Annotated in this window: 21 protein-coding genes and 1 riboswitch; of the genes, 6 read left to right on the forward strand and 15 right to left on the reverse strand. The window is 69.3% G+C overall.

All coding sequences use genetic code 11. The features are described 5' to 3' along the window. Positions 1–9 precede the first annotated feature (9 nt). Together VPH43_RS21155 and rpiA are read right to left on the reverse strand one after the other, a co-directional pair. Complete coding sequence (locus VPH43_RS21155) at positions 10–1,224, reverse strand: efflux RND transporter periplasmic adaptor subunit (protein ID WP_328579735.1); 1,215 nt, start codon at positions 1,222–1,224, stop codon at positions 10–12. Between the two features lie 61 nt (positions 1,225–1,285). Further along, on the reverse strand, positions 1,286–1,945 hold the full coding sequence (rpiA, locus tag VPH43_RS21160; protein WP_328579736.1) for a ribose-5-phosphate isomerase RpiA: 660 nt from the start codon (positions 1,943–1,945) through the stop codon (positions 1,286–1,288). Between the two features lie 52 nt (positions 1,946–1,997). Between rpiA and VPH43_RS21165 the strand changes: the two genes are divergently transcribed. Next, positions 1,998–3,041: a quinone-dependent dihydroorotate dehydrogenase gene (locus VPH43_RS21165; RefSeq protein ID WP_328579737.1), complete on the forward strand. Its 1,044-nt coding sequence runs from the start codon at positions 1,998–2,000 to the stop codon at positions 3,039–3,041. A gap of 16 nt (positions 3,042–3,057) precedes the next feature. Beyond that, positions 3,058–4,923, forward strand: a complete 1,866-nt coding sequence (locus VPH43_RS21170; RefSeq protein ID WP_328579738.1) for a M48 family metallopeptidase — start codon at positions 3,058–3,060, stop codon at positions 4,921–4,923. Between the two features lie 64 nt (positions 4,924–4,987). Here the strand turns inward: VPH43_RS21170 and VPH43_RS21175 are convergent, their stop codons facing one another. Together VPH43_RS21175 and VPH43_RS21180 are read right to left on the reverse strand one after the other, a co-directional pair. Further along, positions 4,988–5,629 carry a CoA transferase subunit B gene (locus tag VPH43_RS21175; protein WP_328579739.1) on the reverse strand — a complete coding sequence of 214 codons (642 nt, stop codon included), beginning with the start codon at positions 5,627–5,629 and terminating at the stop codon, positions 4,988–4,990. Between the two features lie 11 nt (positions 5,630–5,640). Next, a complete protein-coding gene (locus VPH43_RS21180) occupies positions 5,641–6,342 on the reverse strand; it encodes a CoA transferase subunit A (protein ID WP_328579740.1) in 702 nt (233 codons plus the stop codon). A gap of 109 nt (positions 6,343–6,451) precedes the next feature. On the opposite strand from VPH43_RS21180, the gene VPH43_RS21185 reads away from it, so the two are divergent. After that, positions 6,452–6,862 carry a PaaI family thioesterase gene (locus VPH43_RS21185; RefSeq protein WP_328579741.1) on the forward strand — a complete coding sequence of 137 codons (411 nt, stop codon included), beginning with the start codon at positions 6,452–6,454 and terminating at the stop codon, positions 6,860–6,862. Then, positions 6,859–7,440, forward strand: a complete 582-nt coding sequence (locus VPH43_RS21190) for a PAS and helix-turn-helix domain-containing protein (RefSeq protein WP_328579742.1) — start codon at positions 6,859–6,861, stop codon at positions 7,438–7,440. The genes VPH43_RS21185 and VPH43_RS21190 overlap by 4 nt, the downstream gene beginning before the upstream one ends. 2 nt (positions 7,441–7,442) lie before the next feature. Here VPH43_RS21190 and VPH43_RS21195 read toward each other — a convergent pair whose 3' ends face one another. The 3 genes from VPH43_RS21195 to VPH43_RS21205 form a co-directional block, all read right to left on the reverse strand. After that, positions 7,443–7,865: an acyl-CoA thioesterase gene (locus VPH43_RS21195; protein WP_328579743.1), complete on the reverse strand. Its 423-nt coding sequence runs from the start codon at positions 7,863–7,865 to the stop codon at positions 7,443–7,445. Positions 7,866–8,216: 351 nt separating this feature from the next. Further along, complete coding sequence (locus tag VPH43_RS21200) at positions 8,217–8,870, reverse strand: YceH family protein (protein WP_442909322.1); 654 nt, start codon at positions 8,868–8,870, stop codon at positions 8,217–8,219. Positions 8,871–8,997: 127 nt separating this feature from the next. Then, entirely contained in the window at positions 8,998–9,780 is a 783-nt protein-coding gene (locus VPH43_RS21205; RefSeq protein ID WP_328579745.1) for an SDR family oxidoreductase, read from the reverse strand. Between the two features lie 180 nt (positions 9,781–9,960). On the opposite strand from VPH43_RS21205, the gene VPH43_RS21210 reads away from it, so the two are divergent. Next, positions 9,961–11,637 carry an electron transfer flavoprotein-ubiquinone oxidoreductase gene (locus VPH43_RS21210; protein ID WP_328579746.1) on the forward strand — a complete coding sequence of 559 codons (1,677 nt, stop codon included), beginning with the start codon at positions 9,961–9,963 and terminating at the stop codon, positions 11,635–11,637. A 44-nt stretch (positions 11,638–11,681) separates the two neighbouring features. Here the strand turns inward: VPH43_RS21210 and thiD are convergent, their stop codons facing one another. From thiD to thiC, 5 genes are read right to left on the reverse strand one after another with little or no spacing between them, the layout of a single operon-like run. Further along, entirely contained in the window at positions 11,682–13,247 is a 1,566-nt protein-coding gene (gene thiD / locus VPH43_RS21215) for a bifunctional hydroxymethylpyrimidine kinase/phosphomethylpyrimidine kinase (protein WP_328579747.1), read from the reverse strand. After that, positions 13,247–14,026: a thiazole synthase gene (locus tag VPH43_RS21220; protein WP_328579748.1), complete on the reverse strand. Its 780-nt coding sequence runs from the start codon at positions 14,024–14,026 to the stop codon at positions 13,247–13,249. The genes thiD and VPH43_RS21220 overlap by 1 nt, the downstream gene beginning before the upstream one ends. A 3-nt stretch (positions 14,027–14,029) precedes the next feature. Beyond that, the gene (thiS, locus tag VPH43_RS21225; RefSeq protein ID WP_328579749.1) at positions 14,030–14,257 is read right to left on the reverse strand and encodes a sulfur carrier protein ThiS; all 228 of its coding nucleotides are present in this window, start codon (positions 14,255–14,257) and stop codon (positions 14,030–14,032) included. Then, a complete protein-coding gene (locus VPH43_RS21230) occupies positions 14,254–15,264 on the reverse strand; it encodes an FAD-dependent oxidoreductase (protein WP_328579750.1) in 1,011 nt (336 codons plus the stop codon). Before VPH43_RS21230 ends, thiS begins: the two co-directional genes overlap by 4 nt. A gap of 2 nt (positions 15,265–15,266) precedes the next feature. Continuing rightward, complete coding sequence (gene thiC / locus VPH43_RS21235; RefSeq protein ID WP_328579751.1) at positions 15,267–17,114, reverse strand: phosphomethylpyrimidine synthase ThiC; 1,848 nt, start codon at positions 17,112–17,114, stop codon at positions 15,267–15,269. 71 nt (positions 17,115–17,185) lie between these two features. Then, positions 17,186–17,299, reverse strand: a riboswitch (TPP riboswitch). Between the two features lie 150 nt (positions 17,300–17,449). Between thiC and VPH43_RS21240 the strand changes: the two genes are divergently transcribed. After that, positions 17,450–19,027 (forward strand): tetratricopeptide repeat-containing diguanylate cyclase, encoded by a 1,578-nt coding sequence (locus VPH43_RS21240; protein WP_328579752.1) that lies wholly within the window; start codon positions 17,450–17,452, stop codon positions 19,025–19,027. 48 nt (positions 19,028–19,075) lie between these two features. On the opposite strand, the gene VPH43_RS21245 is transcribed toward VPH43_RS21240, so the two are convergent. The 3 genes from VPH43_RS21245 to VPH43_RS21255 all read right to left on the reverse strand — a co-directional run bounded on the left by VPH43_RS21245 (position 19,076) and on the right by VPH43_RS21255 (position 21,984). Continuing rightward, positions 19,076–20,743 (reverse strand): NAD(P)/FAD-dependent oxidoreductase, encoded by a 1,668-nt coding sequence (locus tag VPH43_RS21245; RefSeq protein WP_328579753.1) that lies wholly within the window; start codon positions 20,741–20,743, stop codon positions 19,076–19,078. A gap of 57 nt (positions 20,744–20,800) precedes the next feature. After that, positions 20,801–20,968 carry a hypothetical protein gene (locus VPH43_RS21250; protein ID WP_328579754.1) on the reverse strand — a complete coding sequence of 56 codons (168 nt, stop codon included), beginning with the start codon at positions 20,966–20,968 and terminating at the stop codon, positions 20,801–20,803. A gap of 77 nt (positions 20,969–21,045) precedes the next feature. Then, positions 21,046–21,984 carry a diacylglycerol/lipid kinase family protein gene (locus tag VPH43_RS21255; protein WP_328579755.1) on the reverse strand — a complete coding sequence of 313 codons (939 nt, stop codon included), beginning with the start codon at positions 21,982–21,984 and terminating at the stop codon, positions 21,046–21,048. Positions 21,985–22,051: the final 67 nt, after the last annotated feature.

Consider the following 22,051-nt stretch of genomic DNA (forward strand, 5'->3'; position numbering starts at 1 on the left):
GGCGCTCGTTCAGCGGCTGGCGGCCGATGGGGGAGCCGACGCCGGCGCGGCGGCGGAAGCAGCGCCGCTCCACGGCACCGGCTTCACCGGCGCGCCCGGCCGCATCTTCTGGAAGCCGTCCACGATCACCTGCTCGCCCGGCTTCAGCCCTTCCAGCACCAGCCACTGGCCGCCCTGCGCGCCGCCCAGCTTCACCGGCCGCGGCGCCGGCTTGTTGTCCGCACCCACCACCATCACGGTGTCGCCCTGCGCGGTGCGGGTGACCGCCTGCTGCGGCAGCAGCATCGCCTGTTCCACCTGCGCCTGCGCCACCCGGCCCCGCACATACATGCCGGGCAACAGCTGGCCATCGGGGTTGGGCACCTCGGCGCGCAAGGTCACCTGGCCGGAAGTGGGGTCCACCGACAGGTCGGAGAACAGCAGCTTGCCGTTCTGGCGCAGCTCGGTGCCGTCGTCCAGCACGATGCGCACCGGCAGCGTCTTGCCCAACGCCTCCGCCTGGCCGCTCGCCATGGCACGGCGCAGCCGGCTCAGCTCGGTCACCGGCTGGGTGAAGTTGACGTACACCGGGTTGATCTGCTGCACCACCGCCAGCTGGGTGGCCTCGGCCTGCGACACCAGCGCGCCCTCGGTCACCAGCGCGCGGCCGATGCGCCCGGCGATCGGCGCGGTGACGGTGGCGTAACTGAGGTTGAGCTGCGCCGTCTGCAGCGCGGCCTTGGCGCCGGCCACGTCGGCTTCGGCCTGCGCCTGTGCCGCCTGCGCGTAAACGTAGTCCTGCTGGCTGATCGCATTCGCTTCGCGCAGCGGCTTGTAGCGCGCTGCCAGCGCTGCGGCCTGCGACAGGTTGGCCTGCGCCTTGGCCAGCACCGCGCGGGCGCTGTCGGCCGCGGCCCGGTAGGGTGCGGGGTCGATCTGGAACAGCGCCTGGCCGGCCTTCACGTCCGAGCCTTCGGTGAACAGCCGCTTCTGCACGATGCCGGTCACGCGGGCCCTCACCTGCGCAGCGCGCGACGCCTCGATGCGGCCGGGCAGCTCGGTGGCCATCGGCAGCGTGCCCGCCGTGACGGTGACGACGCCCACCTCCGGCGGCGGTGGCGCCGCGCCTGGGGGTGCGCCGGCTGGTGCCTTGTTGTCACCACCGCCACAGGCCGCGAGGCCCACGGCGATTGCACAGGCGGCCAGCGCACGGGCCGGAACGGGAAAGGCGGAGGCTTGCGGCACGTCGGGGTCCTCGTGGACGCGCCGGCTCGCGGCGCGGTCAAGCGCCGCAGTATTGCAAAGATCAGAAATCGATGCGGCGCACGCCCTGGGCGGTGCCCAGCAGGCAGACCTTGGCCTTGTGGCGGCCGAAGAGGCCCACCGTCACCACCCCCGGCCACTGGTTCACCTCGGCCTCCATGCCCAGCGGATCGCTGATCTGCAAGCCGCGCACATCGAGGATCTGGTTGCCGTTGTCGGTGATGACGCCGGCGCGCAGCTGCGCCTCGCCACCCAGCGCCTTGAAGCGCCGCGTGATCTGCGCGGCCGCCATCGGGATCACCTCCACCGGCAGCGGAAAGCGCCCGAGCACCTGCACCAGCTTCGATTCATCGGCGATGCAGACAAAACGCTCGGCCAGGTCGGCCACGATCTTCTCGCGCGTGAGCGCGGCACCACCGCCCTTGATCATGAAACCGGCATGGTCGATCTCGTCGGCACCGTCGATGTAGACGGGGATGCGTTCGACCGTGTTGCTGTCCAGCACCGGGATGCCCGCGGCCTGCAGCCGCTCGGTGCTTTTCACCGAGCTGGACACCGCGCCGGCGATCCGGTCCTTCATCGTCGCCAGCGCGTCGATGAAGCAGTTGACGGTGGAGCCGGTGCCCACGCCCACCACCGATCCGGGCACCACATGGTCCAAAGCGGCCCGTCCGACCAGCACTTTCAGTTCGTCTTGCGTCATTGTTCACTCCTGGGCCGGGCATTATCGGCAATGGGTGCCTGACAATTCACGGATGTCCATCGTCCCCTACGCGCTTGCCCGCCCCTTTCTCTTCGGCCTTGATCCGGAGCAGGCCCATGAGCTGACGCTGAACGCGATCGCGGGGCTGCAGAACACGCCGGCGCAGTGCCTGTGGTCGCAGGCGCGGGTGGACGATCCGGTCAGCGTGGCGGGCCTGAAGTTTCCCAACCGGGTGGGCCTGGCGGCCGGGCTGGACAAGAACGGGCGCTGCATCGACGGCCTGGGCGCCATGGGCTTCGGCTTCATCGAGGTGGGCACGGTCACGCCGAAGGCGCAGCCCGGCAACCCCAAGCCGCGCATGTTCCGCCTGAAGGAAGCCAACGCGCTCATCAACCGCCTGGGCTTCAACAACGAAGGACTGGACGCCTTCCTCGCCAACGTGCAGCGCGCGCGCAGCTTCCGCGCCGCCGGTGGCGTGCTGGGCCTGAACATCGGCAAGAACGCCGCCACGCCGATCGAGAACGCGGTGGACGACTACCTGATCGGCCTCGCCGGCGTGTACCCGCATGCCGACTATGTGACGGTGAACATCTCCAGCCCCAACACCAAGAACCTGCGTGCGCTGCAAAGCGACGAAGCACTGGATGCGCTGCTCTCCGCGCTGCAGCAGCGCAAGCAGCAATTGCAGACGGAGCACCGCCGCAACGTGCCGATGTTCGTGAAGATCGCGCCGGACCTGGATGAAAGCCAGGTGGCGGTGATCGCCACCACGTTGAAAAAGAATGGCATCGACGGCGTGATTGCCACCAACACCACGATCTCACGGGAGGCGGTGCAGGGCCAGCCCCATGCCGAAGAGACCGGCGGCCTGAGCGGTACGCCGGTGTTCGAAGCCAGCAACCGCGTGATCCGCCAGCTGCGCGCCGAGCTGGGCAGCGGCTACCCGATCATCGGCGTCGGCGGCGTGATGAGCGGCGCGGCCGCACGCGCCAAGCGCGACGCCGGCGCGGACCTGGTGCAGATCTACACCGGGCTCATCTACCGCGGCGCCCCGCTGGTGCGCGAAGCGGCCCTGGCGCTCAAGGCGCCGCGTTGAGCGCAGCACCCTGACGATGGAACAAGCCGACTTCATCCACCTCGTGCGCCTGTCGGAGCAGGCCTGCGAGAGCGACGCCAAGAGTTACCGCCGCAGCGTCTGGCTGTTCGCTGTGCTGGGATATGCGTTCATCGTCGGGCTGGCGGCGGTTGCCGCGGCCCTGCTCGGCTTCGTGTGGTCCACCTACCACCAGCATGGCTTCCGGGCCGGGCTGGCCTGGATGGCGTTTGCGGCGGCGGCCTTGCTGTGGGTGTGCGTGCGCGCCCTGGTGACCCGCTTCGACGAGCCGGAGGGTTTCAGGCTGGACCGCAATGACGCGCCGGAGCTCTTCAAGGCCATCTCGCGCATCCGCCGGGCGGTGAAGGGTCCCAAGATCGACGTGGTGCTGATCGACGACCGCTTCAATGCGTCCATCATGCAGCGCCCCCGCTTCGGGCTGTTCGGCCACACCAGCTACCTCACCATCGGCTGGCCGATGCTGTGCGCGCTGGAGCCGCGCCGCCTGCTGGCGGTGATCGCGCATGAATACGGCCACCTGCGCGGCGACCACGGCAAGTTCTCCGCCTGGGTGTACCGCACCCGCATGGCCTGGTGGCGGGTGTACACCGCCTACCACGGTGACCAGAGCCCGGTGTCCTGGCTGCTGCGCCGCTTCTTCGACTGGTACATCCCGCGCTTCAACGCCCGCACCTTCGCGCTGGCGCGCGAGGACGAATACGAAGCCGACCGCATCGCGGCCAAGCTGTGCTCGCCCGAGATCGTGGGCCAGGCCTGGAACGAGATCGAGGTCAAGACGCGCTGGCACGACGAGGAATACTGGAAGGACGTGTGGCGCCGCGCCTTCAAGCAGGAGAAGCCCGAGCCCATGCCGCATGCCGACATGCGGCGCAAGCTCAAGCGCCAGCCCGACGAGGCGTTTGCCCAGGAAGCCATGCGCCTGGCGCTGCAGCGCCTGCCGAGCTACGACGACACCCACCCGGTGGCGCGCGACCGCCTGGCGGCCCTGGGCGTGAAGCCCGGCATCCCGCAGTGGTCCACCCGCTCATCGGTGCAACTGCTGGGCGACACCGCCAAGCGCGTGGCGGCGCACTTCGACGGCCTCTGGTGGGAACGTGTGCGGCGCGACTGGGGCCGCCATCGTGAGCACCTGCAACGCTGCATGGAGCGCATCCAGGCGCTCAAGGCCCGCTCATCCCAGCTGTCCGCCGACGAATGGGTGGACTGGGCCGATTGTTTCGAGGCCCTGAGCAGCGACGACAGCACCCTGCTCTACGAACACGCGCTCAACGTGGACCCCAACCACGCCCTGGCGCTGCGCCGGCTGGGCGAGGCGCGCGCCCGCAGCCTGCATCCCCAGGCGCTCGACACGCTGGACCGCCTGCAGGCCCACCATCCGCAGCATGGCTACGCCGCCTGCAGCATCGCGCTGGAGCTGCTGGACCGGCTGCAGCATGCGGGGCAGGACATCACCACGCCGGTGCGGCGCCACTGGCGCGAACGGCGCGAACACTTCGACAAGCTGGAGCAGCAGGCCTGGCAGGCGTTCCTCCAGGAAGACCCCTGCGAGCACACCACCGCGCCGCAATGGAGCGATGCCGAACGCCGCCGCATCGTGGACGAGCTGATCCGCACGCCGGAGGTCAAGGCTGCATGGATCAGCGGCAAGAACCTGTCGGCCATGCCGCACCGGCCTTACCTGGTGCTCTTCGTGGAGCTCGCCAAGCGCGACGAATCGTTGGCGCGCGAAGTGAGCGAGCGCCTGATGCAGCGCCTGTCCTCGTTCAACGGCCGCCTGCTGGTGACGGTGGCGGGCGTGTTCGTGAAGGAACGCGACCTGGATGCCACCGGCGCACAAAGCATCTATCGGCGCCAGGGCAAATAAAGTCGCGCACCAGCAGCAAAAAGGCGTGCACGAGGCACGCCTTTTTTGTGGGATGGCAGCAGACTCAGCTGAGCAGCTTCACGCCGGTCTTGTTCTGCAGCTCGTCGAAGTTGACGCCGGGCGCCAGCTCCACCACCTTCAGGCCTTGCGGGGTCACGTCCATCACGGCCAGGTCGGTGATGATGCGGTTGACCACGCCCACGCCGGTGAGCGGCAGGGTGCACTGCGGCAGGATCTTCAGGTCGGTGCTGCCATCCTTCTTCTTGGCCACGTGCTCCATCACCACGATGCAGCGCTCCACGCCGGCCACCAGGTCCATGGCACCGCCCATGCCCTTGACCATCTTGCCGGGGATCATCCAGTTGGCGAGGTCGCCCTTCTCGCTCACCTGCATGGCGCCCAGGATGGACAGGTTGATCTTGCCGCCGCGGATCATCGCGAAGGAGTCATGCGAGCCGAAGATGGACGAGCCGGGGATGGTGGTCACCGTCTGCTTGCCTGCATTGATGAGGTCCGCGTCCACCTCGTCTTCCGTCGGGAACGGGCCGATGCCCAGCATGCCGTTCTCGCTTTGCAGCCAGACCTCGATGTCCTTCGGCACGAAGTTGGCCACCAGCGTCGGGATGCCGATGCCGAGGTTGACGTAGTAGCCGTCCTTGAGCTCGGCGGCGGCCTTGCTCGCCATTTGGTCTTGAGTCCAGGGCATGTCGTGTCTCCTTAAGCCGCCGTACGGATGGTGCGTTTTTCGATGCGCTTTTCAGGATGCGCGTTCACCACGATGCGGTGCACGTAGATGCCCGGCAGGTGCACGGCGTCGGGGTCGATCTCGCCCACCTCCACCAGCTGCTCCACTTCCACCACGGTGGTCTTGCCGGCCATGGCGGCGGCGGGGTTGAAGTTGCGCGCGGTGCGGCGGAACACCAGGTTGCCACTCTTGTCGGCCTTCCAGGCCTTGACCAGCGCCACCTCGGGCACCAGCGCCCGTTCCATCACGTACACGTGGCCGTCGAACTCCCGCGTTTCCTTGCCTTCGGCGACGATGGTGCCCACGCCGGTGCGGGTGTAGAAGGCTGGAATGCCGGCGCCGCCGGCACGCAGCTTCTCGGCCAGCGTGCCTTGCGGCGTGAATTCGAGCTCCAGTTCGCCGGCCAGGTACTGGCGCTCGAATTCCTTGTTCTCGCCCACGTAGCTGGAGATCATCTTCTTGATCTGCCGCGTTTCCAGCAGCTTGCCCAGGCCGAAGCCGTCCACGCCGGCGTTGTTGGAAATGACGGTGAGGTTCTTGACGCCCGACTCCTTCAGCGCGTCGATCAGCGCCTCGGGAATGCCGCAGAGGCCAAAACCGCCCACGGCGAGCAGTTGCCCGTCCTTCACGATGCCCTTGAGCGCGTCGGCCGCGCTGGGGTAAACCTTGTTCATGCGCTTGTCTCCTGCTGCTGGTCATTCAGCGAACGCCGAAGCGTACTACGTAACGCATTACGTAGTCGTTACGTAGAATTGACTAAGGCAGCGACGAGGAGACAAAACCATGACCGATGTTCACGCCCTTCAGCGGGCGATCAGCGAGATCTTTGCGCCCTGGGTGCAGCGGCTCAACCTGCGCGTGCTGGCGGCGCAGCCCGGAGAGATCGAGCTTGCACTCCCGGTGGGCGCCGAGCATGTGCATGCCGGTGGCGTGATGTGCGGCCAGACGCTGATGTCGGCTGCGGACACGGCCATGGTGCTGGCCATCATGACCCAGCTGGGCGAGTTCAAACCCATGACGACGGTGCAGCTGCAAACGAGCTTCTTGCGGCCGATTGCCGCCGGCACCGACTACGCCAAGGTGGTTGCCCGTGTGCTGCGCAGGGGCCGGAACCTGGTATTCGGCGAGATCGAGGTGAGTGATGCCACAGGCAAGCTCGCCGCCCACGCCACCACCACCTACGCCCTGTTGTGAAGCCGGCCACTGCCGAGAAGGCTGTCACGCTGGACTACCAGACCGCCTTCGACCTCGCACCCATCGGCCTGGTGCTGTCGCGCAACCGCCTGATCGTGGATTGCAACCGGCAGCTGCTGGCGATGTTCGGCGCGTCGCGCGAGGCGCTGGTGGGCCGCTCCTTCGAGGCGCTGTATCCCACGCACGACGAGTTCGAGCGCACCGGCCATCGCATCGTCGCCAGCCTGGACAAACAAGGTTTTTACGCCGACGAACGGGTGATGAAACGCGTGGGCGGGCCGAAACAGGGCGAGCTGTTCTGGTGCCATGTGTCGGGCCGCGCGCTGGACCCGGCGCAGCCGCACGCCGCCGGCATCTGGTGCTTCGAGGACCTGTCCTCGCGCCGCCAGCTCAAGGCGGAACTGACCGCGCGCGAGCGCGAGATCGCCGCCCTGCTGATCGATGGCCTGACCAGCAAGCTGATCGGCAAGCGCCTGGAAATCAGCCCGCGCACGGTAGACGTGTACCGCGCGCGCCTGATGAAGAAGTTCGGCGCAGCCACCACGCCGGACCTGGTGCACAAGCTGTTGGCTGGGTAGCTTCAGGCGTCAACCAGCTCGCGCAGCCACTGCGGCAGCGGCATCGACTTCTGCGCCTTGAAGTCCACCCACACCGTCTTGGCCCCGCCGGATGCATACACCACGCCCGGGTCGTCGGTACGCTCGAGCGTGATGTAGGTGTCGAAGCTGCTGCGCCCGGGGTTGGCCACGTAGTGCTTGGCCAGCACGTCGCCCGGGAACTCCAGCTGCTTGATGAAGTTGCAGAAGGCATTCACGATCACCGGCCCCTCGCCGTTGGGGTCTGGCGGCCCGCCGATCGCATGCATCCATTCGATGCGGATGGTTTCGAAATAGCGAAAGTACACCGTGTTGTTGACATGGCCCATGGCGTCCATGTCGCCCCAGCGGATGGGGATCACCATCTCGTGCACCAGCTTCTTTTCTTCCGGGATGTCGAAGCGCATGGCATCTCCTTGTTCGCGCTCAGTGACTGGACCGCGCTTGGCGTTTGACGACACGGCTGGAGCGCGCCAAGGCCAGCGGGTGGCCGACTTCGCTCATGTCCCCCGGCCCGGGCTTCGCCCGAGCCTCCTCCTTTACTTCGCTACGTCGGCCACCCGCCGTCCTTGGCAGAACACGTTGCTGGTTCGCATCTGTCGAACAGCCACGGCGGTGGAGGATCGGGACGGCGGGGTGTTCTGCGGAGCGAAGTAAAGGAGGAGGCGCTGGCCGCAGGCCGGCGCCGGGGGACATGAGCGCAGCAGAGCACCCCGGCGGCCCGATCAGCGCGCCAACCGGCGAGCGCTGGCACACGCTCAAGGCTCTGAGATACCGAGTTCCCGGGCCATGCGCTGCACCAAGCTGCGCAACTCCGCGAGTTCAGCCGCCATCCGAGCCTGCTCTGCCTTCAGCGCCTCGAACTCACTTGGCGCCACTGAATCAGCCGTTCCCCCAGCGGCAGCCGGCATCGCCACCTCTCCGCACAGCAAATGCGCCCAGCGCGATTCGCGTTCACCCGGCCGGCGCTGCAGCTTCACCACGAAGGGTGGCTCGTGCGCGGCCATCTCGTCGAGGAAGGCTTCTACGGAAGAGATGTCGGCGAACCGGTGCAGGCGTTCCGTGGTCAGGCGCAGCTCGGCGGCCGTCTGCGGCCCGCGCAGGATCAGCAAGGTCAGCAGCGCGGCCGACTGGCTGGGCACACCGATCGCGCGCGCCGCGTTGTGCTCGAAGCGCACCACACGGCTGCCGCTCACCTCGTTGACCAGCGACTGCTCCTTCAGCCCATCGATCGCCTGCAGCACCTCGGCTTCGCTGGCATTCATCACCGGGTCGCGCGCGGTCTTCTGGTTGCAGCCGAGGGTGAGCGCATTGAGCGACAGCGGGTAGCTGTCAGGCACGGTGTGCTGTTTTTCGACCAGCACGCCGAGGACCCGCGCCTCCAAGGGCGTAAGTTGACGCTTCAACGGCACGCGGTACCCCAGCCCAGCCCAGCGGCCACCGTGGAACCGGCTTCGCCGGGCCACTGGTGGCGCCCCCTTGAGGGGGAGAGGGCGAAGCCCGAGGGGGCACCGCCGAAGGCGCTTCGGGGGTGGGTCATCACACCCCGAAGCCGTCGTCGGCCTGGATGACCGCGCCGTTGACGAAGTGGCTTTCGTTGGCGCACAGCATCAGCAGGGTGGTGTCCAGGTCCTGCGGCTTGCCGATGCGCTTGCGCGGCAGCATCTGCACCAGCTTCTGGCCCTGGTCGGTGTCCCAGTGGTGGTGGTTGATCTCGGTGTCGATGTAGCCGGGGCAGATCGCGTTCACATTGATGTTGTAGCGGCCCCATTCGAGCGCCATCGCGCGGGTCATGTGGATCACCGCCGCCTTGCTCATGGCGTACACGCCGATCTGGCTCAGCACGCGCAGGCCGGCCATGGACGCGATGTTGACGATGCGCCCGCCGGTGAAGGTGCCGGGGGCCGCGCCCTTGGCGCGCGCCAGCATGCGCTTGCCCACTTCCTGCGCCACGAAAAAGGCACCCTTGGTGTTGGTGTCCATCACGTAGTCGTAGTCCTCGGGGGACACGTCGGTGAGCTTCTGCGTGGTGCTGACGCCGGAGTTGTTCACCAGGATGTCGATGGTGCCCATCTCGGTTTCGGCGTGGGCCACGGCGGCCTTGATGCTGTCGTGGTCGGTCACGTCCATGCCCACCACGTGCGCGTCGCCATCGTTGGCTTCCAGCTCGGCGCGCAAGGTCTTCAGGCGTTCGACCCGGCGGCCCGCCAGCACCACCGCCGCGCCGGCGCTGGACAAGGTGCGGGCGAACTGCGCGCCCAGGCCGCTGGACGCGCCGGTAACCAGGGCCACGCGGCCGGACAGGTCGATGCTGTAGCTCATTGTTGGAACTCCTCTTGTGTGGCCGAAACGATAGCACGCACCCCTGGGCCCGCCTGTCACGGAACCGACATCGGCCCGGGCCCATGGAGAGTACGCTCCAGAAAATCGAACGATCGTTCGATTTCATTCATCGCGCCCGTAGAATGCGCGCCAGTTTTCCCATCCCCCAAGGACGCCACGATGACACCTCAGGAGATCCTCGAACAGTTCGGCCCGCGTGAATCGATGGAGTACGACGTGGTCATCGTCGGTGGTGGCCCCGCCGGCCTGGCCACCGCCATCCGGCTCAAGCAGATCAACGCCGATCTGTCGGTGGTGGTGCTGGAAAAAGGCTCCGAGCCGGGCGCGCACATCCTCTCCGGCGCGGTGATGGATCCGCGGGCGCTCAACGAGCTGCTGCCCGACTGGAAGGAGCGCGGTGCGCCGCTGAAGCAGGCCGTCAGCGGCGACGACGTGCTCACCCTCACCGAGACCGGCTCCTCGCGCATTCCGGACTTCTGGGTGCCGCGCAACTTCCACAACCACGGCTGCTACGTGGTGCAGCTGGGCTACGTGGTGAAGTGGCTGGCCGAGCAGGCCGAAGCACTCGGCGTGGAGATCTTCCCCGGCTTCCCAGCCGCCGAAGTGCTGTACGACGAGCAGGGCCGTGTCAAGGGCGTGGCCACCGGCAACCTGGGCCTGGGCAAGGACGGCGAGCCCACCGACCACTTCCAGCTCGGCATGGAGCTGCTGGGCAAGTACACCGTGTTCGCCGAAGGTGCGCGCGGCAACCTCGGCAAGCAGCTGATCGCCAAGTACAAGCTCAACGAAGGCAAGGACGTGCAGACCTTCGCCATCGGTGTGAAGGAGCTGTGGGAAGTGCCGGCCGACAAGGCCAAGCCCGGCCTGGTGGTGCACACCGCCGGCTGGCCGATGGACGACGACACCTTCGGCGGCGGCTTCCTCTACCACCTGGAGGACAACAAGGTGACGCTGGGCTTCGTGGTCGGGCTGGATTACCAGAACCCGTACATGAGCCCGTTCGAGGAAATGCAGCGCTGGAAGACGCACCCCGCGATCCGCGCCCACATCGAAGGCGGCAAGCGCATCGGCTACGGTGCCCGCGCCATCAACAACGGCACGCCGCAGGCGCTGCCCAAGACCGTGTTCCCCGGCGGCGCGCTGGTGGGCTGCGACGCCGGCTACCTGAACGCCGCGCGCATCAAGGGCAGCCATGCGGCGATCAAGAGCGGGATGATGTGCGCCGAGGCGATCGCCGATGCAGTCAAAGCCGGCCGCTCGCTCGACGAGCTCGCCGCCTACCCGGAGGCCTTCGAGAAGAGCTGGCTCAACGAGGAGCTGCAGCAGACGCGGAACTTCAAGCACTGGTTCAAGAAGCCGCCGCTGGTCGCCAAGCTGATGACCGGCATCGAACAATGGTTCCTGCCGAAGATCGGCGTCAGCACGCCGCCCTGGACCCTGCATCGCACCAAGCCCGACCACGAGTACCTGAAGCCCGCGGCCGAGTGCAAGCCGATCGCCTATCCCAAGCCGGACGGCAAGCTCACCTTCGACAAGCTCTCGTCGGTGTTCATCAGCAACACCAACCATGAAGAGAACCAGCCGGCCCACCTGACGCTGAAGAACGCTGCCGTGCCGGTGCAGGTGAACCTGGCGAAGTACGCCGGCCCCGAGAGCCGCTACTGCCCGGCGGGTGTGTACGAGTTCGTGAAGGACGAGGCCACCAACGCCGAGCGCCTGCAGATCAACGCGCAGAACTGCGTGCACTGCAAGACCTGCGACATCAAGGACCCGACGCAGAACATCGTGTGGGTCACGCCGGAAGGCGGCGGCGGACCGAACTACGCGGGCATGTGAACTTCGTCAGGGCGCTTCGGCGCCCTTTTTCATGGGCCGGTGAATCAGGGCATCAGCGTGGGGCGCGGCAGCGACGGCGGCACGGCGCGTGGCGCGGCCCGGCCGGCTGCGATCGCACCCTGGTAGCGGCGGACCGCGCCCTCCGGATCCGGGGCTCCCACGATGCCGCTCAGCACCGCCACGCCATCGGCACCACAGCGCGCCGCCTCGCCGGCGCGCTGCGCATCCAGTCCCCCGATGGCCACCACCGGCGCGGGCAGCAGCGCGCTCCAGTAAGCCAGGTTGCCCTTGCCCTGCGGCAGCCAGGGCATGGCCTTGGTGCGGGTGGCGTGCACCGGCCCGCAGGCGTAGTAGCTCGGCTGCAAGGCATGGGCACGTGCCACCTCCCAGGGCGCATGCGTGCTCACGCCCAGGCGCAGGCCGGCGCCTGCCAGCGCCGCCAGGTCGGCACCCGCCAGGTCCTGCTGGCCCAGGTGTACACCATAGGCACGGTGCTGGAGCGCCAGCTGCCAGTGGTCGTTGACGAACAGCCGCAGGCGATGCCGGTCGGCCACCGCCACTGCGGCGCGCACCTGCGCTTCCAGCTCGGCGGCCGGCGCGGCCTTGATGCGCAGCTGCACGGTGGTGACCCCAGCATGGGCCATGCGCTCCACCCATGCTGCACTGTCCACCACCGGGTACATGCCCAGCGGTTGCGTGCCGGTGGACGCAAAACCCGGCAGGCGCTCAGCCGGCACGCCAGCCGACGCTCCGCTTTGCACATCCACCGGCTGCAGACCCGGCAACAAGTCGGTCTCATGCCCGAAGCCCGTGCGCGGGCGCACCGGGCCAGCGCCCGCACCGGCCGCGTGGCCCAGGCGCAGCGCCTGGGCCGTGGCCATCTTGGCGAACACCGCCGCGTCCGCATCGCAATGGCCGAGCGCCATCGCGGCCGCCATCGAGGATGCAAAGGTGCAGCCGGTGCCGTGCGTGTGCGCCGTGGCCTGGCGCGGCAGGCTGAGCCAGCCCTCGGCCTGCGGGCTGAGCAGGAAGTCCCTCGCGCGGTCACCCGCCACATCGCCGCCGGTGATGAGCACGGTGCGCGGGCCGCGGCCGCGCAGCGCACGCGCAGCCGCCACCACGTCGGCATCGCTGAAGAGCGGCTCGCCGCCGAGCAGCCACTCGGCCTCGCGCCGGTTCGGCGTGATCACGGTGGCCAGCGGCAGCAGCTGCTCGCACAAGGCCTGGCGCATGCCCGTGTCTGCCAGCGCGGCGCCCGAGCTGGCACGCCACACCGGGTCCACCACCAGCGCGAGCGGCGCCCGTTCGCGCAGCCGGCGCACCCAGCGCGCCAGCACCTCCAGGTTGGCCACGCTGCCGAGCAAGCCGGTCTTGATGACCGCAGGCGGCATGTCGTCTGCCAGCGCGGCAAGCTGCGCGTCCAGCAACTGCGCCGACACGGCCTGCACCTCGCGCACCGCCACCGAGTTCTGCGCCGTGATGGCCGCCAGCGCGGTGCAGCCATGCACCTCGAAGGCCTCGAACGCGCGCAGGTCGGCCTGGATGCCGGCCCCGCCACCCGAGTCGGAGCCGGCCACGCTCCACACCACCGGCCGATCGTCTGCTGCCATCAAGCCCCCACCAGGAACGGCCGGCCGGTGACCGGCGTGCTGGGCACCGCCATGTCCTGCGGCGTGAGCAAACCCGCCTCATGGCCCAGCCGCCCCGCTTCGATGGCGAGGCGGAACGCCCGCGCCATGCTCACCGGGTCCACCGCCTGCGCCACGGCCGAGTTCAGCAGCACCGCGTCGAAGCCCAGCTCCATCGCCTGCGCCGCATGCGAGGGCGCCCCCAGGCCGGCGTCCACGATCAGCGGCACGCCGGGCAGGCGCGCACGCAGGGTGCGCAGCCCCAGCGGGTGGGCCAGGCCCTGCCCCGACCCGATGGGCGCGCCCCAGGGCATCAGCACCCGGCAGCCCGCATCCAGCAGGCGGCGGCAGGTCACCAGGTCCTCGGTGCAGTAGGGGAAGACCTCGAAGCCGTCCTTCACCAGCTGCGTGGCCGCGGCCACCAGCTCGAAGGGGTCGGGTGCCAGCGTGTGCTCGTCGCCCACCACCTCGAGCTTGAGCCAGCAGGTGCCGAGCAGCTCGCGCGCCATGTGGGCCAGGGTGATGGCCTCGCGCGCACTGCTGCAGCCGGCGGTGTTGGGCAGCAGGCGGCAGCCGCTGGCGCGGATGGCCTCGATGAAGCCGTTGTCGCCCCCGCCGGCCAGCTGCCGGCGCAAGCCGACGGTCACGATCTCGGCGCCCGAAGCGGCGATCGCACGCTGCAGCACCTCGGGCGACGGATAGCCCGCGGTGCCCAGCAGAAAGCGGCTTTGCACGCCCACGCCCGCAAGTTCGAAGCCCATGCGTCAGCCTCCCACGATCGGCTGGAAACAGGTGACCGCATCACCGCGCTGCAGCAGCAAAGTGGCGCGCTGGGCCCTCGGCACGAAGTCGCCGTTGAGCGCCGTGCCCACGTCCGAGGGCGCGATGTGGTGGCGCCGCAGCAGCGCCTCGATGGTGCAGCCGGCAGGCACCAGCTCCGGGTTGCCGTTCAGCGTGATGGGGATCAGCGCCGCAGTCAGGTCCGATGTCATGTCATCTCTCCAATCGCTTGTTGCACCAGGGCCGGTGCCAGCAGCCAGCCATGGCGGTACAGGCCGTTGATGCGCGTGAGGCCGGGCTCCTTGTGCACCCGCGGCAGGTGGTCCGGCAGCGCCGGCCGCAGGTTGGTTTCGCTGTGCACGATGCGGGCCTCGGCCAGCGCCGGCAGCACGCTGTGGGCCGCGCTCAGCAGCTCCAGGGTGCTGCGCAGGCTCACCGGCGAACGGTCCTCGCTTTCGATCTCGCTCGCACCCACCACCACGATGTCGCGCGGCCGCGGCACCAGGTAGACGCGGTGGCGCGGATGCAGCAGCCGCAACGGATGCACCAGCGCGACACCGGGCGCATGCAGCCAGAAGATCTCGCCGCGCACGCCGCGCACCGGCAGCGCGGGGCGGGCGCCGACGCCGCGCACATCGAACACATGGTCGAAACGTTGGCCGTCCAGCTGGCCGGGCGTCACCTGCTGCACCGTGTGCTGACATTGCCAGCGCACGCCGGCCTCGTCGCCCGCTGACGCCAGCGCGTCCATCGCCTGCACCGGGTGGATGGCCGCCTCGCCCGCGAGATGCCAGCCCAGCAGCCCGCTGGCCACTGCGGGCTCCAGCGCCAGCAGCTCGCTCGCCTGCAGCGGCCGCGGTGCCTCGCGCGGCGACTGCGCCTGCACGCGCGCCAGCCATCGCATCGCGCTCGGCCGGTCGCCCGCATGGGCGAGCACCAGGCTGCCGCGCTGCGCGTAGTGCACCGGACGCTGCAGCTCGGCGAGCCAGCGCGGCCACAGCTGCAGGGACTGCCAGCCGAGCGTGCCAATGAGCGGGGAGGCTCCATCCAGCTCGGCCGTCGGGCTCAGCATGCCGGCCGCGCTGAAGCCGGCCGCGGGCTGCAGGCCGCGTTCGGGCCCGGCCGCCGGGTCGAACACGGTCACCCGATGGCGTGCCCGCGCAAGACGCCACGCGAGCAGCCGGCCCAGCAGGCCCGCGCCAGCAATGCCGATGTCCATCCTCAAGCGCCAGCGCGAGGGACAGGCACGTAGATCTCGCTGCCGGCGGCGCGGAACTCGGCGCTCTTGGCCGCCATGCCCTGCTGCGCGGCGGCGAAGTCGCGCACCTCCTGCGTGATCTTCATCGAGCAGAACTTCGGCCCGCACATGGAGCAGAAGTGCGCCACCTTGCTGCTGTCCTTGGGCAGGGTCTCGTCGTGGAATGCGCGCGCGGTGTCCGGGTCCAGGCCGAGGTTGAACTGGTCCTGCCAGCGGAATTCGAAGCGCGCCTTGCTGATGGCGTCGTCGCGCGCCCGCGCTCCCGGGTGGCCCTTGGCGATGTCGGCCGCATGCGCCGCGATCTTGTAGGCGATGAGGCCCTGCTTCACGTCGTCACGGTCCGGCAGGCCCAGGTGCTCCTTGGGGGTCACGTAGCACAGCATCGCGGTGCCGAACCAGCCGATCATGGCCGCGCCGATGGCGCTGGCGATGTGGTCGTAGCCCGGCGCGCAGTCGATGGTGAGCGGGCCCAGCGTGTAGAACGGAGCCTCGCCGCAGTGCTTGAGCTGCTCCTCCATGTTGGCCTGGATCAGGTGCAGGGGCACATGGCCCGGGCCTTCGATCATGGTCTGCACGTCGTGCCGCCATGCGGTCTGCGTCAGCTCGCCCAGGGTGCGCAGCTCGGCGAACTGGGCCTCGTCGTTGGCGTCGGCGGCCGAGCCCGGGCGCAGGCCGTCGCCCAACGAGAAGCTGACGTCGTACGCCTTCATGATCTCGCAGATCTCTTCGAAGTGCGTGTAGAGAAAGTTCTCCTGGTGGTGGGCGATGCACCACTTGGCGAGGATGGAGCCACCGCGCGACACGATGCCAGCGCGGCGCTGCGCCGTCATCGGTATGAAGGGCAGGCGCACACCGGCGTGGATGGTGAAGTAGTCCACCCCCTGCTCCGCCTGCTCGATGAGCGTGTCGCGGAAGACCGCCCAGCTCAGGTCCTCCGCCACGCCACCCACCTTCTCCAGCGCCTGGTAGATGGGCACCGTGCCGATGGGCACCGGCGAGTTGCGGATGATCCAGTCGCGCGTGGTGTGGATGTTGCGGCCGGTGGACAGGTCCATCACCGTGTCCGCACCCCAGCGGATGGCCCACACCAGCTTCTCCACCTCCTCCTCGATGCCGGAGGTCACGGCCGAGTTGCCGATGTTGGCGTTGACCTTCACCCCGAAGTTGCGGCCGATCGCCATCGGCTCGATTTCCGGGTGGTTGATGTTGGCCGGGATGATGGCGCGGCCGCGCGCCACCTCGTCGCGCACGAACTCCGGCGTGATGCGGTCCGGCAGATGGGCGCCGAGTGCATTGCCGCGCAGGCGCTGCTCGCGTGCAGCATCGCCCAGGTACTCGGCCATCCATTCGCGCTGGCCGTTCTCCCGCAACGCCACGTACTCCATCTCCGGCGTGACGATGCCGCGCCGGGCGTAATGCATCTGCGTCACGTTGGCGCCCGGCCGGGCGCGGCGCGGCCGGCGCTGCAGCGCGGCGGACTCCTCGCGCAGCGCCTGCAGGCGCTCGGTATCGCGCGCGCCGTCGTCCACCGCCAGCGGCGCGCGGCCGGTGTAGCGCTCGGTGTCGGCACGGTCGGTGATCCACGGCGCACGCATCGGGGCGAGGCCGCGCCGCACGTCGATGCGGGCATCGGGGTCGGAATACGGCCCGGAGGTGTCGTACAGCACCACCGCTTCGCCATTGCTCAGGTGCACCTCGCGCATCGGCACCTGGATGTCCGGCCGCGAGCCGGTGACATACAGCTTGCGGGACGCGGGGAAAGGCTCGCGCGACTGCGCAAGCCGCTGCTCGAATGGGGTGGTGGTTGGCATCGCAGGCTCCTTCGGGGGTGTGTGCTCCGGAAGGACGCCTGGTGCAGGCACACGCGCGAACGGCGGCCCAGGACCATGACAACGACTCTCCTTACGCCGGTACGAACCGGTTCAAGTTCTCGGGTTTGGCGCAGTTCGCCATCTCAGCCCCTGCAACAAAAGCAGGCGCACCCCGGAGCGTGGGCGCGAGTATAGGGGCCGATGCCATGCCGGTGAAGCCCGGCCGCCGCGCGCACGACACATCGCCTGCGTGCAAGCATCACGGCAGGGTGCGCATCCCCGGGTGCGCGCTGCCACCGGTTCTGTTAGCTTCGAATCGCAACGCTGTTCTCTGCATGTCCACCACCCACAAAGCGCCTCCCGGCCCCGCCGGCGACCCGCCCTGCCCCACCGCGCAAACGCAGCTGGCCGAGCACCTGTGGCGGCTGGGCCGCTTCGAGGAATCGGTGACCGCCGGCCGCGCCGCCGTGGCGCTGTGGGAGGGCACGCCCGGCCCGGAGCATCCGCAGGCCTTGTGCACGGTGGCGCTGGCGCTCACCGAACTCGGCCTGCACGAAGAGGCGCTCAAGGCGGCGACGTCCGCCTTCGACCATGCAAAGGCGGGCGGGCATGCACTGGTGCAGGTGCTGGCGCTCAACCGCATCGGCACCTGCTACGCCAAGCTCGGCGATCCGGACCAGAGCGAACGCTTCCAGCTGCAGGCGCTGGAGCAGGCACAGGCGCTCGGCTCGCGCGACGAGATCATGCGCGCGTACAACAACCTCAGCGCCACCACGATCGCGGCGTTCTACCAGTACCGGCAGGCCGGCATGCAGGAGCAGGCCACGCAGGCACTGCAGCGGGCGCGCCACTACGGCAGCACCGCGCTGGACATGATCCGCCAGGGCGCTGACGACTACCGGCTGGCCATCTGCCAGGGCAACGTGGCCGAGGCGCTCGGCCTGGCCGGCGACTACGAAGCGTCGCACCGGATGAACAGCGAAACCGTGGCGCTGTGCCGTGCGCGCGGCTATCGCGCCCCGGAGCTGCGCACCTGCCAGAACATGGGCGAGATCCTGCTGCAGCAAGGCCGGTTGGAGGAAGCGATCGCGATGCTGGAATCGACCCTCGCGGCGATGAAGCCCGACGACCAGGAGGACACCCACCTGCGTGTGCAGTCGGCGCTGTATCGCGCCTACAAGGCCGCCGGGCGCTATGACGCTTCATTGCGGCATTGCGAGGCCTACTACGCGATGGAACTGCGCCGCGCCATCCAGCAGCGCGAGGCGCAGACCCGGCTCACGGTCAACCGCATCGAGGTGGAGCTGGTGCGCAGCGAGAGCGAACGTGCCCGCCTGGAAGCCGAGGTGGAGCGGCTGCACCGGCACGAGCTGGAGGTGCAGAAGCAGGCACTCGAACTGCGCGCCGCCGCCCTGGAACGGGACAGCCGCGAGGACCAGCTCACCCGCCTGGGCAACCGGCGCCGGGTGGACGACGACCTGCCGCGGCTGCTGGAGCGCGCCCGCCACAGCGGCCACACGCTGTGCCTGGCGGTGGCGGACATCGACCTCTTCAAGCAGGTCAACGACCGCTTCGGCCACGGCATGGGCGACGAGGTGCTGCGCGGGGTGGCCGCGGAATTCCGCGAGCGCACCCGCACCGGCGACCTGGTGGCGCGCATCGGCGGAGAGGAGTTCCTGATCGTGTTCTGCAACACGCCCGTTCCCACCGCCCTGGCGATCTGCGAGCGCCTGCGCAAGGCGGTGGCGGCGCGGGCCTGGGGCGGCCTGCATGCCGAGCTGAAGATCACCATCAGCATCGGCCTGTCGGCGCTGCGCGAGACCGACACGCCCCGCACGCTGCTGGACCGTAGCGACGCCTGTCTCTACGAGGCCAAGCGCGCCGGCCGCAACCAGGTGCGTTGCGACAGCTGAGCGCTTGCGCCGCGCGCGCTCGGCCGCGCTGGGCGCGCCAGCGCGATGTCAGGCCACCGGCGTGGCGCCTGCGCCCAGCAGCACGCGGCCCAGCGCCTCGGCCACCTCGATGCCGTCCACCCCGGCGGACATGATGCCGCCGGCATAACCCGCGCCCTCGCCGGCCGGGTACAGGCCCTGCACGTTCAGGCTCTGGTAGTCGCGGCCACGGGTGAGGCGCAGCGGCGACGAGGTGCGTGTTTCCACGCCGGTGAGCACCGCGTCGGGCATCGAGAAGCCCTTGATCTGGCGCTCGAACGCGGGCAGCGCCTCGCGGATCGCGTCCAGCGCGTAGTCGGGCAGGCTGCCGTTGCCCTCTTGCTGCAGGTCGGTGAGGTGCACCCCCGGCTTGTAGGAGGGGAGCACGGTGCCGAACTCCCGGCTGCGCTGGCGCTTGATGAAGTCGCCCACCAGGGCGCCCGGCGCGAGGTAGTCGCCGCCACCCAGTTCATAGGCGCGCGACTCCCAGAAGCGCTGGAAGGCGACGCCGTCCAGCGGGTTCACCGGGCCGGTGGCGGCCTTGTCCTGGCGGTAGTCCTCCGGCGTGATGCCGACCACGATGCCCGCGTTGGCGTTGCGCTCGTTGCGCGAGTACTGGCTCATGCCGTTGGTGACCACGCGGTGCGGCTCGGAGGTGGCGGCCACCACCGTGCCGCCGGGGCACATGCAGAAGCTGTACACGGAGCGGCCATTGCGCGCGTGGTGCACCAGCTTGTAGTCGGCCGCGCCGAGGATCGGGTGGCCAGCGCTGGGGCCGAAGCGCGCGCGGTCGATCAGGCTTTGCGGATGCTCGATGCGGTAGCCGATGGAGAACGGCTTGGCCTCCATGTACACGCCGCGCTGCTGCAGCATGGCAAAGGTGTCGCGTGCGCTGTGGCCCAGCGCCAGCACCACCTGGTCGGCGCGCAATTCTTCGCCCGAGGCCAGCGTGAGACCGCGCACCTTGCCGTCCTCGATGAGCAGATCCGTCACTTTCTGCTCGAAGCGGATCTCACCCCCCAGCGCCTCGATGTCGGCGCGCATCTTCTCGATCATGCTCACCAGCCGGAAGGTGCCGATGTGCGGCTTGCTCACGTAGAGGATTTCCTCCGGCGCACCGGCCTTCACGAACTCGGTGAGCACCTTGCGGGTGAGATAGCGCGGGTCGCTGATCTGGCTGTAGAGCTTGCCGTCACTGAAGGTGCCGGCGCCGCCTTCGCCGAACTGCACGTTCGATTCCGGATCGAGCACGCTCTTGCGCCACAGGCCCCAGGTGTCCTTGGTGCGCTGGCGCACCGGCTTGCCGCGCTCCAGCACGATGGGGCGCAGCCCCATCTGCGCCAGGATGAGCGCGGCAAACAAGCCGCAAGGCCCGAAGCCCACGATCACCGGGCGCGGCCGCTCGCTGGCGTGGAAGTCGGCCGGCGCATGGCCGACGAAGCGGTAGCGGGTGTCCGGCGCGGGCCGCACATGCGGGTCGCCGGCAAAACGCGCCAGCACCGCGGCCTCGTCGCGCAGCGCGCAGTCGATCGTGTAGATCAGCTGGATGGCGCTCTTCTTGCGCGCGTCGTAGGCGCGCCGGAACACCGTGAAGGCCGTCAGCTCGCTGTCGCCAACACCCAGGCGCGCCACGATCGCGGGACGCAGCGCGTCCTCGGCGTGGTCGAGCGGCAGACGGAGTTCGGTGAGTCGCAGCATCAATGCAAACGCCGCCTCGAGGGCGGCGCTTCAATGGGCGTCAGGCTGGTAGGCCGTTCAGCCGCCCTTGTGCGGGCGCTTGCCCGGGTTCTTCTTGCTGCGGGTGTGCGAACCGCGCTCCAGGCTGCGCTTCTGGCCCTTGCCGGCGGTGAAGGTGACGCCACCGGGGGCAGCGGGTTTCGGGGAGGCGCGGCGGTCCGCTTCGGTGACGATCTTGTTGCCCATGATGGCTCCGGTCAGGATGGAGGAAAAATCTAACCCTCCATTAGGCCACAAAACCGGAACCGGCCGGTTCGGCGCCATCACGGCGTGATCAGGCACAGGGGCTCGTGCGCGACTTCGAACACGATCGGCGCACGCATCCACAGCACCTCGCCGTCCGCGGCCACCTTGAGCCGCCGGGAGCCGTGGCGCGGGCCCGCGTTCACCACCAGGCGCTCGAATTCAAAGTGCATCACGTCCTCGGCTTCGCCCAGGCGACCGAAGGCGCCGCTGAGCATCAGCCGCAGCAACGCCAGCGTGCCCACCGGCCGCAGCATCACGCCCGCCACCCGCCCCCGCGTCACGCCGCCTGCCTCGGGCAGGCCCACCTGTTCGAGCTGCAGGCGGTTGTTGCCCACGAACAGGCTGGGCGTGATCACACGCATGCCCGGGCGGCCGTCCGCGGGCTGGATCTCCAGGCGCAACTGCCGGGCCTGGCGCGTCAGCGTCCACAGGGCCGACAACAGTGCCACCAGGCGGCTGCGGCCCAGGCGCTGCTTGAAGGCCTCGCGGTCTTCCAGCAACTCCGGATACAGCCCCAGGCTGGCGTTCACCAGGAACAGGCGTTCGTTCACCCGCCCCACCTGCACTGGCCGGGGACGGCCCGCGACCAGCAACTGCGCCGCTTCGGCCGTGCCCTCGGGGATGTGGTGGGTGCGTGCGAAGTAGTTGAACGTGCCCTGCGGCACGACGCCCATGACACAGCGGCTCTCGTGGGCCGCTGCCGCCACCGCATTCACCGTGCCGTCGCCGCCGGCCGCGACGATGGCACCGCCCTGCGCGGCCGCCTCGCGCGCGGCCTGCCGCGCCAGCTCAGCGATGGGCCGGCCGCGCTCCAGGGCCACGAACCGGTGGGGCCGGTCCGCGGCGCGCAGCACACTGGCAATGGCTTCGCGTGCCTCGCCGGCATCCTCGTGGCCCGAGTCGGCATTGAGCAGGACGATGAACGGCGCCTGGGGCGCCAGTGCAGTGGGCAGCATGGGTGGTGGAGCCGGCCGCCGGCAAGGTGCAGCGGGCCGGACACCGGCCACCAGCACGCCGCGTGCC

The sequence above is a fragment of the Ideonella sp. BN130291 genome (genome assembly GCF_036231905.1).
GTDB lineage: Bacteria > Pseudomonadota > Gammaproteobacteria > Burkholderiales > Burkholderiaceae_C > CAMLIZ01.